This is a genomic window from Janibacter sp. DB-40 (genome assembly GCF_029510815.1).
GTDB lineage: Bacteria > Actinomycetota > Actinomycetes > Actinomycetales > Dermatophilaceae > Janibacter.
On record NZ_CP120360.1, the window covers coordinates 968,196 to 980,096 of the forward strand.

The 11,901-nt window shown below is 71.6% G+C and carries 11 protein-coding genes; 9 read left to right on the top strand and 2 right to left on the bottom strand.

Annotated elements, in window-relative coordinates; genetic code table 11:
- The first annotated feature begins 14 nt into the window (after nucleotides 1-14).
- Nucleotides 15-821 (top strand): carbon-nitrogen hydrolase family protein, encoded by an 807-nt coding sequence (locus PVE36_RS04650; RefSeq protein WP_277454878.1) that lies wholly within the window; start codon nucleotides 15-17, stop codon nucleotides 819-821.
- Nucleotides 822-917: 96 nt separating this feature from the next.
- Here the strand turns inward: PVE36_RS04650 and PVE36_RS04655 are convergent, their stop codons facing one another.
- The gene (locus PVE36_RS04655; protein ID WP_277454880.1) at nucleotides 918-1,829 is read right to left on the bottom strand and encodes a DUF559 domain-containing protein; all 912 of its coding nucleotides are present in this window, start codon (nucleotides 1,827-1,829) and stop codon (nucleotides 918-920) included.
- Between the two features lie 258 nt (nucleotides 1,830-2,087).
- Here PVE36_RS04655 and gatC point away from each other — a divergent pair, with 258 nt between their 5' ends.
- The 5 genes from gatC to PVE36_RS04680 all read left to right on the top strand — a co-directional run bounded on the left by gatC (nucleotide 2,088) and on the right by PVE36_RS04680 (nucleotide 7,082).
- Nucleotides 2,088-2,384 carry an Asp-tRNA(Asn)/Glu-tRNA(Gln) amidotransferase subunit GatC gene (gatC, locus tag PVE36_RS04660; RefSeq protein WP_277454881.1) on the top strand — a complete coding sequence of 99 codons (297 nt, stop codon included), beginning with the start codon at nucleotides 2,088-2,090 and terminating at the stop codon, nucleotides 2,382-2,384.
- Between the two features lie 31 nt (nucleotides 2,385-2,415).
- Nucleotides 2,416-3,930 carry an Asp-tRNA(Asn)/Glu-tRNA(Gln) amidotransferase subunit GatA gene (gene gatA, locus PVE36_RS04665; protein ID WP_277454883.1) on the top strand — a complete coding sequence of 505 codons (1,515 nt, stop codon included), beginning with the start codon at nucleotides 2,416-2,418 and terminating at the stop codon, nucleotides 3,928-3,930.
- A gap of 2 nt (nucleotides 3,931-3,932) precedes the next feature.
- On the top strand, nucleotides 3,933-5,507 hold the full coding sequence (gene gatB / locus PVE36_RS04670; protein WP_277454884.1) for an Asp-tRNA(Asn)/Glu-tRNA(Gln) amidotransferase subunit GatB: 1,575 nt from the start codon (nucleotides 3,933-3,935) through the stop codon (nucleotides 5,505-5,507).
- A gap of 42 nt (nucleotides 5,508-5,549) precedes the next feature.
- Nucleotides 5,550-6,464 (top strand): 2-hydroxyacid dehydrogenase, encoded by a 915-nt coding sequence (locus PVE36_RS04675; protein ID WP_277454885.1) that lies wholly within the window; start codon nucleotides 5,550-5,552, stop codon nucleotides 6,462-6,464.
- 81 nt (nucleotides 6,465-6,545) lie between these two features.
- A complete protein-coding gene (locus PVE36_RS04680; protein ID WP_277454886.1) occupies nucleotides 6,546-7,082 on the top strand; it encodes a histidine phosphatase family protein in 537 nt (178 codons plus the stop codon).
- A gap of 63 nt (nucleotides 7,083-7,145) precedes the next feature.
- On the opposite strand, the gene PVE36_RS04685 is transcribed toward PVE36_RS04680, so the two are convergent.
- Nucleotides 7,146-8,093 (bottom strand): GNAT family N-acetyltransferase, encoded by a 948-nt coding sequence (locus tag PVE36_RS04685; protein ID WP_277454887.1) that lies wholly within the window; start codon nucleotides 8,091-8,093, stop codon nucleotides 7,146-7,148.
- Nucleotides 8,094-8,368: 275 nt separating this feature from the next.
- On the opposite strand from PVE36_RS04685, the gene PVE36_RS04690 reads away from it, so the two are divergent.
- The 3 genes from PVE36_RS04690 (at nucleotide 8,369) to ilvC (ending at nucleotide 11,883) form a co-directional block, all read left to right on the top strand.
- The gene (locus tag PVE36_RS04690; RefSeq protein ID WP_277454888.1) at nucleotides 8,369-10,258 is read left to right on the top strand and encodes an acetolactate synthase large subunit; all 1,890 of its coding nucleotides are present in this window, start codon (nucleotides 8,369-8,371) and stop codon (nucleotides 10,256-10,258) included.
- A 10-nt stretch (nucleotides 10,259-10,268) separates the two neighbouring features.
- Nucleotides 10,269-10,778 (top strand): acetolactate synthase small subunit, encoded by a 510-nt coding sequence (ilvN, locus tag PVE36_RS04695; RefSeq protein ID WP_277239953.1) that lies wholly within the window; start codon nucleotides 10,269-10,271, stop codon nucleotides 10,776-10,778.
- A gap of 79 nt (nucleotides 10,779-10,857) precedes the next feature.
- Nucleotides 10,858-11,883, top strand: a complete 1,026-nt coding sequence (gene ilvC, locus PVE36_RS04700; RefSeq protein WP_277454890.1) for a ketol-acid reductoisomerase — start codon at nucleotides 10,858-10,860, stop codon at nucleotides 11,881-11,883.
- Nucleotides 11,884-11,901 lie beyond the last annotated feature (18 nt).

An 11,901-nucleotide genomic window follows, 5' to 3' on the forward strand; every position in this document is an offset into this window, starting at 1 on the left:
CCTAGGGTGGAGGCATGGCACGTGACTCCCTTCGCCTCGCCGGTGCGCAGTTCACCGCCACCGGCGACCCGACCGAGAACCTGCGCACGATCGCCGACCTGACCGCGCGCGCCGCCGAGCGCGGCGCTCGGCTCGTCGTGCACCCCGAGGCCGCGATGGCCTCCTTCGCGGGGCGCCTCGACACGGTCGCCGAGCCCCTCGACGGGCGCTTCGCCGACGGGGTGCGGGCGCTCGCGCTCGAGCACGACGTGACCCTGGTCGTGGGGATGTTCACCCCCGCGGACACGATCACCACCGACGAGGGGAAGGACCGCGCCCGGGTGCACAACACGCTCCTGGTCACCGGGCCCGGGACGGCGGAGACGATCTACCGCAAGATCCACCTCTACGACGCCTTCGGCACCACGGAGTCCGACACCGTCGCTCCCGGCGACGAGGTCGTCACCGTCGACGTCGACGGATGGAGGGTGGGACTCTCGACCTGCTACGACGTGCGTTTCGGCGAGCACTTCACCGAGCTGGGGCGTCGCGGCGCCGAGCTCGTCGTGCTGCCCGCCTCGTGGGGCGACGGGCCGGGGAAGGCCTCGCAGTGGGACCTGCTCACCCGCGCCCGCGCCCACGACGCCCAGGCCTGGCTGCTCGCCGTCGGCCAGGCGTGGACGAAGTACTCGGTCTCCGGGCCCCTGGGCATCGGCCGCTCGGTCCTGGCCGACCCGACCGGCGAGGTGCGCGCCCGCCTCGGCGGGGGAGAGGACGTGCTCGTGGCCGAGATCGACCGGGCGATCGTCGAACGCACCCGCGCCACCGTCCCGGTGCTCTGAAAGTTACTCGCGGGTGCGACGTGCACTCGCATGACGCGGCCTCGGGCGGGGCCCAGTAACAAGAGCGGCGCTGCCCCTCGTCCCGGCAAGTGCACGTCATACCCGCGAGTCACGATGGGCGAGCGTGCGGAGGACGATGTCGCGCACCCACTCCGGATGGTTCATCACGCGGTCCCAGCTGAAACGGAGCACCAGCCAGCCGTCTGCGGTCAGTCGGTCGTAGCGGATGCAGTCCTTCTCGAGTGCCTCTCGGCTGCCGTGCCACTCGAAGGAGTCCGCCTCCAGCACGATCTTCACCCGCTCGTCCGCGAGGTCGACGATGCCGATCGGGCCAAGTTCATCGCGGATGTTCACCTGGGGCTCGACGATGAGACCGGGGATGTCCGAGACGATCCAGCGCAGGACCGACTCGAAGGGATTGGCTGCGTGCGGGCTCGCCGCCCGGAGCAGACCCTCGACCTTGCGGCGGTATCGCAGCGGTAGACCGGACGCGGCCAAGAGCAGTTCGTCGCGGTCCACTGCTCCCTCGCGCAAGGCGGAGTCGAGGACCGCAACGGCCTCGTCGGCAGGTAGGAGACTGGCGCAGTCCAGCGCTGTCCGGACCCGGGAAGTCACCCAACCGTCCTCGCGGTCGTCGGGTGGCACGGCTCGGAAGCGCACATCGAAGGTGCGCAGCACACGGGGCGGAACCTTGCGATTGCGCGGAACGGCGACCTGCGGCTTGGTGGGGACCCACTTCATCGGCCAACCCCACCGGGCCGCAGCCGTCAGGAGGATGGCCGTCCCCGTCACCTCGTGCGCTGCGCGTCTGCCGGCCGCGGCCAGATCCGCCAGTTCCGCGCGCTCCCTCGTCCAGGCGGGGACGGGCAGGGCGTATCGGCCACGTGCCGGTCGGCGCACCGCCCCCCGGTTGACGGCCTGACGCAACTCGTACTCGGTGACGTACCTCAGCAGCTCGGCGCGGGAGGCACCCCCGCCGAGCTCGGCAAGGACCTCCTGCACCGGCACGTCCAGCATCCTCGTGGTCCGGCGTCCTGCGTGCCGATGGTCGTCCACAGAGCCGACTCGCGGGTACGACGTGCACTTGCCGTCGCGATGTGCCCAGCACCCGGGTGTACGGGCGCAGGTCGACACCAGGGTCAGGGAAGTGCCCGTCGTACCCGCGAGTAGCCACGGGGGCCGGCGCGAAGGTACAGGCGAGCGGTCCCCCTGCCCCGGAACGACCGGGGGCGGGGTCGTGCCCAGGCGACTCATAGACTGTCCGGCATGGTAGACCTCTCCCGTGACGACGTGGCCCACCTGGCGTCGCTGGCCCGCATCGACCTCACCGACGCCGAGCTCGACACGATGGTCGGTGAGCTCGGGCAGATCATCTCCTCCGTGGAGGCGGTGCAGCAGGCGCCGATCGACGCCGTCGAGCCGATGAGCCACCCCATGCCGATCACCAACGTCACCCGTCCGGACGAGGTCCGTCCGTCGCTGACCCCCGAGGAAGCCCTCGCCGGCGCGCCGGACTCGGAGCTGTCGCGCTTCGCCGTGCCGCGCATCCTCACCGAAGACTGACGACTGCCGACCTCCCCCCGAAGGACCCCACGTGAGTGACCCCACCCGCATGACCGCTGCCGCGCTCGCCGACGCGCTGGCTTCCGGTGACCTCTCCTCGGAGCAGGTCACCCGCGCCCACCTCGACCGGATCGAGGGTGTGGACGAGACCATCGGCGCCTACCTGCACGTCTCGGGCGACTCCGCCCTGGCCGAGGCCCGTGCCGTCGACGAGCGCCGGGCGAAGGGGGAGGACCTCCACCGCCTCGCCGGCGTCCCGATCGCCGTCAAGGACGTGATGACCACGACCGGCATCCCCACGACCGCCGGGTCGAGGATGCTCGAGGGCTGGGTCCCGCCCTACGACGCCACGGTCGTCGGCAAGCTCAAGGCGGCCGGCCTGCCGATCCTCGGCAAGACCAACATGGACGAGTTCGCGATGGGCTCCTCGACGGAGCGGTCCGCCTTCGGCCTGACCCGCAACCCGTGGGACCTCGACCGTATCCCGGGTGGGTCCGGCGGTGGCTCGAGCGCGGTCGTCGCGTCCTGGCAGGCCCCCTTCGCCACCGGCACCGACACCGGTGGCTCGATCCGCCAGCCGGCCGCCCTGACCGGCTCGGTCGGCGTCAAGCCGACCTACGGCGCGATGTCGCGCTACGGGCTGATCGCGATGGCCTCCTCCCTCGACCAAGCGGGCCCGTGCGCCCGCACCGTCCTCGACACCGCGCTGCTGCACGAGGTCATGGCCGGGCACGACCCGCTCGACTCGACCTCGATCGACGCCCCCGTCCCCGACGTCGTCGGCGCCGCGCGGCGTGCGGACGTCGCGGGGATGAAGGTCGGCATCGTCAAGGAGCTGACCGGTGAGGGCTTCGCGCCCCAGGTGCAGGCCCGCTTCGACGAGGCCGTGCAGCACCTGGTCGACGCCGGCGCCGAGGTCGTCGAGGTCTCCTGCCCCAACTTCGTCTACGCGCTCGGGGCCTACTACCTGATCATGCCGAGCGAGGCGAGCAGCAACCTCGCCCGATTCGACGCCATGCGCTACGGGCTGCGCGTCGCCCCGGAGGGTGTCGACGCCCCCAGCGCCGAGCAGGTCATGGCGGCCAGCCGCGATGCCGGCTTCGGCGACGAGGTCAAGCGCCGGATCATCCTGGGCACCTACGCCCTCTCCTCCGGCTACTACGACGCCTACTACGGCAGCGCGCAGAAGGTGCGCCGGCTCATCGCCGACGACTTCGCCACGGCCTTCGAGGTCGCGGACGTGCTCGTCAGCCCGACCGCGCCGACCACGGCCTTCCGCTTCGGTGAGAAGACCGACGACCCGATGGCCATGTACCGCGGGGACATCGCGACCATCCCGGCCAACCTCGCGGGCATCCCCGGCATGTCCCTGCCGAGCGGTCTCGCCGAGGACGGCCTGCCCGCGGGCTTCCAGGTCCTCGCCCCGGCGATGGCCGATGACCGCCTGTACACCGTCGGCGCAGCCCTCGAGCAGCGCCTCGTCTCCGCCTGGGGTGGCCACCTGCTCGAGCAGGCCCCCGAGCTGGCGACCACGAAGGGAGCCTGACCATGGCGACGACCACGACCGACGACGTCCTCGACTACGACGAGGCCCTGGCCGGCTTCGACCCGGTGATGGGCCTGGAGGTCCACGTCGAGCTCGGCACGAGGACCAAGATGTTCTGCGGCTGCGCCACCGGCTTCGGCGCGGAGCCGAACACCCAGGTGTGCCCGGTCTGCCTCGGCCTGCCCGGCGCCCTGCCGGTGGTCAACGAGACCGGTGTCGAGTCGGCGATCCGGATCGGCCTGGCCCTCAACTGCGAGATCGCGCGCTGGTGCCGCTTCGCCCGGAAGAACTACTTCTACCCGGACATGCCGAAGAACTTCCAGACCTCGCAGTACGACGAGCCGATCGCCTTCGACGGCTACCTCGACGTGGAGATCCCGGCCCGGTCCGGGGAGGGCAGCGAGACCTTCAGGGTGGAGATCGAGCGGGCCCACATGGAGGAGGACACCGGCAAGAGCATGCACATCGGTGGCTCCACCGGCCGCATCCAGGGTGCGGAGTACTCGCTCCTGGACTTCAACCGCGCGGGCATCCCGCTCATCGAGATCGTCACCAAGCCGATCGTCGGTGCGGGTGACCGCGCCCCGGAGGTCGCCAAGGCCTACGTCTCGGCCCTGCGCGATCTGCTGCGCGCGCTCGACGTCTCCGACGTGAAGATGGAGCAGGGCTCCATGCGGTGCGACGTCAACCTCTCCCTGCGCGAGCGGGCGGGGGACGGCGCCGCGTCCGCCGAGCAGCTCCAGGTCCCGCTCGGCACCCGTTCGGAGACCAAGAACGTCAACTCCCTGCGCTCCGTCGAGCGCGCCGTGCGCTACGAGGTCTGTCGCCACGCCGCCGTCCTCAGCAGCGGCGGCTCGATCCTGCAGGAGACGCGGCACTGGCACGAGGACACCGGCATCACCACGAGCGGGCGCGAGAAGTCCGACGCGGAGGACTACCGGTACTTCCCCGAGCCGGACCTCGTGCCGGTCGCCCCGCCCCGCGAGCGGGTCGAGCAGCTGCGCTCGACCCTGCCCGAGCCCCCTGCGCAGCGCCGCAAGCGGCTGCAGGAGGAGTGGGGCTACTCCGACCTGGAGATGCGCGATGTGCTCAACGCCGGCGCCAGCGAGCTGATCGAGGCCACCGTCGCCGCCGGCGCGAAGCCGCAGGCCGCCCGCAAGTGGTGGCTCGGTGAGCCCTCCCGGCGCGCCAACGAGGCGGGCACCGATCTCGTCGGCTACGCCGAGCAGGTCGGCCTGACCCCGGAGCACGTCGCCGAGCTCGAGTCGATGGTCGGTGCCGGTCGGCTCAACGACAAGATGGCCCGCCAGGTGCTCGAGGGCGTCCTCGACGGCGAAGGGGGGCCGACCCGGGTCGCCGACGCCCGCGGCCTCGAGCTCGTCCAGGACGACGGGGCCCTCGAGGGCGCGGTCGACACGGTCATCGCGAACAACCCCGACATCGCCGAGAAGATCCGCGGCGGCAAGGTCCAGGCGGCCGGTGCCCTCATCGGTCAGGTCATGAAGGAGATGAAGGGCCAGGCCGACGCCGGCAAGGCCCGCGAGCTCATCCTGGCCAGGCTCGGCGTCGAGGGCTGACCGCGCGCACACCTCCACGGGTGAGAGCGTTACGGTCGGATCATGCTGACCGTCTCCTTCCCTGACCAGACCTGGCTCGACGACGTGGGACCGATCGAGGGAGTGACCCCGGTCGTCTGGGACCCGACGCAGCCGCCCCCGGAGGAGGACGTCGAGGTCTTCGTCGCGCCGTACATGGCCCCCTCCGCGCAGATCGAGCCGGTGGGTGGCAAGCCGTCGGTGCGCTTCGTGCAGCTGCTCTCCGCCGGCCACGACGCCGCGCTGCCGGTGATCCCCGAGGGTGTCGCCCTGGCCAACGCGCAGGGCGTCCACGACGCGGCGACGGCCGAGCTCGCGCTGACCCTCGTGCTCGCCTCCCAGCGCGGTCTGGACGAGTTCGCCACCGCCCAGGCGAAGGGGGAGTGGCTGCCCCGTCACTTCCGGCCGGGGCTGGCCGACAAGCGCGTCCTCGTCCTGGGCTACGGCTCGGTGGGCTCGGCGATCGTGCGGCGACTCGCCCCCTTCGAGGTGTCCGTGACCGCGGTGGCCTCACGGGCCCGCGGCGGGGACGACCTCGTCGACCGGGTCCACGGCATCGACGAGCTGCCCGACCTGCTGCCCGGGCAGGACATCGTGATCTCGGTGCTCCCGGGGACCGACGCGACGACGGGCATCCTCGACGACGAGGTCCTCTCCCTGCTGGCCGACGACGCCCTCGTCGTCAACGTCGGGCGCGGCCCGGCGCTGGACACCGAGGCGGCGCTGCGGCACACGGGACGACTGCGCTTCGCGCTCGACGTGACCGATCCCGAGCCGCTGCCGTCCGACCACCCTCTGTGGAGCGAGCCCGGCGTGATCATCAGCCCGCACACCGGCGGGGTCACCGACGCCTTCCGGCCGAGGATGGTCGACCTGCTGCGTCGCCAGCTGCGGCTCCTCGCCGTGGGGGAGGAGCCGCTCAACGTCGTCGCCCGCTGACCCCGAGGTCGCCGGGACTCGAGATGGCCGCGGTTGGCGCGTGGGGTGGCAATCCATCGTGAGGCGCGCCACACTCAGATCATGACGACGTCAGCAGAGGACCGCACCCTCGTCCTGCTGCGGCACGCCTCGGCCGAGTCCGCGAGTGCCGGTCAGGACGATCGTGAGCGCAGCCTGAGCGAGGCCGGGCGGACGGAGGCGCAGGCCGTCGGCCACTGGCTCGTCGAGAGGGGCATCGGCTGCGACGAGGTCATGTGCTCACCGGCCCAGCGCACGCGCGAGACGATGGCCGAGCTCGCGGAGGCGGGGTGCCCCGAGGCGGAGGTCCGGATCGAGCACCGGCTCTACAACGCCGGTGCCGAGGACGTCCTCGCCGTCGTGCACGAGGCATCGGAGGACGCGAGCGTGCTCCTCGTCATCGGGCACGCGCCGGGGCTGCCGGCGGCGACGAGCCTCCTGGCCGACGGGGAGGGGTCCGGCCCGGCCCACGACCTGCTCGCCGAGGGCTTCCCGCCCGGTGCCGCCGCGGTGCTGCGCTTCTCCGGGCACTGGTCCGATCTGGCCTTCGACACGGCCACGCTCGACCGCTTCCACGTGCCGGTCCTCACCTCGACCTAGGGCTGCACCGCCCGCAGCTCGGGGCTACATGTAGACGCCGGCCACCCGCATCCTGTGACATCCCTACCGGCCGGGGGAGCCCCCTTCGTCCCCGACATCGAGGACGAGGTGGGTGAAGGTGGCGCTGACCACCATGCCCACCCCTTCGTACAACGGGAGCGCGCCCGTCCGGGAATCGGTCGAGAGCCCGGCACGGGGCAGGCCGCGACGGCGGCCCTCGAGGAAGGAGTCGGCGAGCAGGGCCCGGCCGAGCCCCTCACCGCGTCGGTCGGAGCGGACCGCGAGCTGGTTGACCCAGACCATCCCGTCCTCGCTCGCGGTGACCATCGCGGCGCCCACGACCTCGCCGGCGCCGTCCCGGACCACCCGCCGCTGCCACGGCGCCGCGTCGTCACCCTCGACGAACTCCGCGTGCCAGTCCGCGTAGGGCACCGGCTCCCGCTCCGGCCAGACGCTGAAGGCGTCGTCGATGACCCGGTGGACCGCCGGCAGCTCGTCGTCGCGGGCGAGGTCGAGCGCGTGGCCCCCGGGCAGGGGCTGGGTCGGGACGGTGCGGTCGGGGAGCAGCTCGAGCACCCACGAGTCGTACGTCGCCCGCGCACCGGCGGCGACGAGGAAGGCCTGCGCCGGGCTGCCGACGGGGACCGTCTGCCCCATGGTGGCCAGGCCCCGGGCGGCGGAGGCCGCGCGCAGCCACGCCACGAGCGCGGTCCCGAGGCCGCGACCGCGGTGGTCGGCGGCGACGACCGCCTCCACCGACCCGCGACCGGCGACGAAGGCGTGGGCGACGAGGCGACCGTCCGACCAGACCGAGACCGTGTCCCGCTCCAGGTCGACGCTCGGCCGGCGCCACTCGCCGATGACGTCGACGAGCTCGGTCATCGGCTCGGCCAGCACCTCCATCTCATCGCCGCGCGCGAGTGCGGTGACCGCCTCGGCGTCGGCCGTCTCCAGCGGACGGGCGGTGAGGTCGTCGGCCCCGGCCGGCAGGACGAAGGGGGTGTGCGTCACCCGACCAGCCTCCCACCGGCCACCCACCGTGTCCCCTCATTTTCGGTCTCGCATCATGGACGGCCGTGTCTCAACCATTGACACGACCCCGGCGGCGGGGGAGAGTTTGCGACGTGGCACTCCTCCTCGTACTTCCCCGGCGCGCTGCCTGAGCGACGACGTCGTCGACTGCAGCGCGCGCCCTTCATGCCCGGACCCCGGGCTGAGGGGCTTTTTCATGCCGGGAGACCATGGGAGAAGACACGGATGGCACGCCCCGAACCAAAGGACGCACGGTGACTGATACACGCAGCAGCACCCCGAGCCCGGCCGCCGTCGCGCGTCGGGCAGAGGCCGCACGATCAGTGCCCGAGCAGGTGACCGGGGCCAGCAGCCTCGTCCGTGCCCTCGAGCACGTCGGCGCGGAGGTCGTCTTCGGCATCCCGGGCGGCGCGATCCTGCCGGCCTACGACCCCCTCATGGACTCCACCTCGGTGCGGCACATCCTCGTGCGGCACGAGCAGGGCGCCGGCCACGCCGCGGAGGGCTACGCCTCGGCCACCGGCAAGGTCGGCGTGTGCATGGCCACCTCCGGCCCGGGCGCGACCAACCTCGTCACGGCGATCGCGGACGCCCACATGGACTCCGTCCCGATGGTCGCGATCACCGGTCAGGTGGCCTCCGGGGCCATCGGCACCGACGCCTTCCAGGAGGCGGACATCCGCGGCATCACGATGCCGGTGACCAAGCACAACTACCTCGTGACCGACGCCGCCGACATCCCGCGCGTCATCGCCGAGGCCTTCCACATCGCCAGCACCGGCCGCCCCGGCCCGGTCCTCGTCGACATCGCCAAGGACGCCCTGCAGGCCACGACGACCTTCAGCTGGCCGCCGCGGTTCGACCTGCCCGGCTACCACCCGGTGACCCGCCCGCACGCCAAGCAGATCCGCGAGGCCGTCAAGCTCATGGCCGCCAGCGAGCGGCCGGTCATCTACGCCGGTGGCGGCATCATCCGCTCCGGGGCGCACGCCGAGCTGCTGCGCCTGGCCGAGCTCACCGGCATCCCGGTCGTGACGACGCTCATGGCCCGCGGCGCCTTCCCCGACGGCCACCCCCTGCACCTGGGCATGCCGGGCATGCACGGCTCGGTCGCGGCCGTCACCGGCCTGCAGCGCAGTGACCTGCTCATCACCATCGGTGCGCGCTTCGACGACCGGGTCACCGGCCAGCTGGCCTCCTTCGCGCCCGGCGCCCGCGTCATCCACGCCGACATCGACCCCGCGGAGATCTCCAAGAACCGCGTCGCGGACGTGCCGATTGTCGGCGACGCCCGCGCCATCCTCAACGAGCTGGTCATCGCCATCGAGGCGGGCGAGGGCCCGGCCGCCGAGGTCACGCCCCGGCAGTACGCCGGTTGGGCCACGACGACGAGGGGGTGGACCGAGGAGTACCCGGTCGGCTACCAGCCGCACGGCGAGGACGCGCTGATGCCGCAGCAGGTCATCCGCCGGCTCGGCGAGATCGCCGGCCCCGAGGCCGTCTACGCCGCCGGTGTCGGCCAGCACCAGATGTGGGCCGCCCAGTTCATCAATTACGAGCGCCCCAACTCGTGGCTGAACTCCGGTGGCGCCGGGACGATGGGTTACGCGGTGCCGGCCGCGATGGGCGCCAAGGTCGGGGAGCCGGACCGGGTGGTCTGGGCGATCGACGGCGACGGCTGCTTCCAGATGACCAACCAGGAGCTCGCGACCTGCGTCATCAACGACATCCCGATCAAGGTCGCGGTCATCAACAACTCCAGCCTGGGCATGGTCCGGCAGTGGCAGTCGCTCTTCTACAACGAGCGCTACTCCAACACCGACCTGCACACCTCGGTCGGCAGCCGCATCCCCGACTTCGTCAAGCTCGCCGAGGCCTACGGGTGCGTCGGGCTGCGCTGCGAGCGCCCCGAGGACCTCGAGGCGACGATCCAGGAGGCGATGTCGATCAACGACCGGCCGGTCGTCGTCGACTTCGTCGTCGAGCGCGACGCCATGGTCTGGCCGATGGTGCCCGCCGGCGTGAGCAACGACGCCATCCAGGTCGCGCGCGACACCGCCCCGGTCTGGGACCGCGAGGACTCCGAGGCGGTCGAGCAGGACGAAGTCACGGCCACCGACCCCACCGCCGACCAGGGAAAGTGACGTCACGACGATGAGCACCAAGCACACCCTCTCCGTCCTCGTCGAGAACAAGCCCGGCGTCCTCGCCCGGATCTCGGCGCTGTTCTCCCGCCGCGGATTCAACATCGACTCGCTGGCCGTCGGCCCGACCGAGCACCCGGAGATCTCCCGGATGACGGTCGTCGTGGACGTCGACCTGCTGCCGCTGGAGCAGGTGACCAAGCAGCTGAACAAGCTCGTCGAGGTCCTCAAGGTCGTCGAGCTCGACCCGCTGTCCTCGGTCACCAGCCAGGTCGTGCTGGTCAAGGTCCGCGCCGAGGCCGGCCAGCGCAGCGGGATCCTCGAGACCGCGCAGATGTTCAAGGCGAAGATCGTCGACACGACGCGCGAGGCGATGACCCTGCAGGTCTACGGCAACAGCGACAAGATCTCCGCGATGCTCGAGATCCTCCAGCCCTACGGGATCAAGGAGCTCGTCCAGTCCGGTGTCGTCGCCATCGGCCGTGGCCCCCGCTCCATCACCGATCGTTCCCGCCACTGAGACACCCTCGCCGCGCGCACCGGCTGCGCGCGACGATGACCCGAACACCACCACCGATCCACCAAGGAGAAGACCCCCCATGGCCGAGCTGATCTACGACGACAACGCGGACCTGTCCATCATCCAGGGACGCAAGGTGGCCGTCATCGGCTACGGCTCCCAGGGCCACGCCCACGCACTCAACCTGCGCGACAGCGGGGTCGACGTGCGTGTCGGCCTCAAGGAGGGGAGTGCCTCCCGCGCCAAGGCCGAGCAGGAGGGCCTGACCGTCCTCACGCCGCGCGAGGCCGCGGCCGAGGCCGATGTCGTCGTCATCCTCGCCCCCGACCAGGTCCAGCGCCACGTCTACGCCGAGGACATCGAGCCCGTCCTCGACGAGGGCGACGTGCTCGTCTTCGGCCACGGCTTCAACGTGCGCTTCGGCTACATCCAGGCCCCGGCCGGCGTCGACGTCATCCTCGTCGCGCCGAAGGCCCCCGGCCACACCGTCCGGCGCGAGTTCGTCGACGGCCGTGGCATCCCGGACATCATCGCCGTGGAGCAGGACGCCTCCGGCCAGGCCTGGGACATCGCGAAGTCCTACGCCAAGGGCATCGGCGGCACCCGGGCGGGCGTCATCAAGACCACCTTCACCGAGGAGACCGAGACCGACCTCTTCGGCGAGCAGGCCGTCCTCTGCGGTGGCATGTCGCACCTCGTCCAGGCCGGCTTCGAGACCCTGACCGAGGCGGGCTACCAGCCGGAGATCGCCTACTTCGAGGTCCTCCACGAGCTGAAGCTCATCGTCGACCTCATGTGGGAGGGCGGCATCGCCAAGCAGCGCTGGTCGATCTCCGACACCGCGGAGTACGGCGACTACGTCTCCGGCCCGCGCGTCATCGACAGCAAGGTCAAGGAGTCGATGCAGGGCATTCTCGCCGACATCCAGGACGGCTCCTTCGCCAAGCGCTTCATCGACGACCAGGACAACGGCGCCGCCGAGTTCACGAAGCTGCGTGAGCAGGAGGCAGGTCACCCGATCGAGGCCACCGGCAAGCTCCTGCGCTCGCACTTCGCCTGGCAGACCGGCGACGACGACTACACCGAGGGCTCTGCCGCCCGCTGATCGCCGACTCCCGCCGCG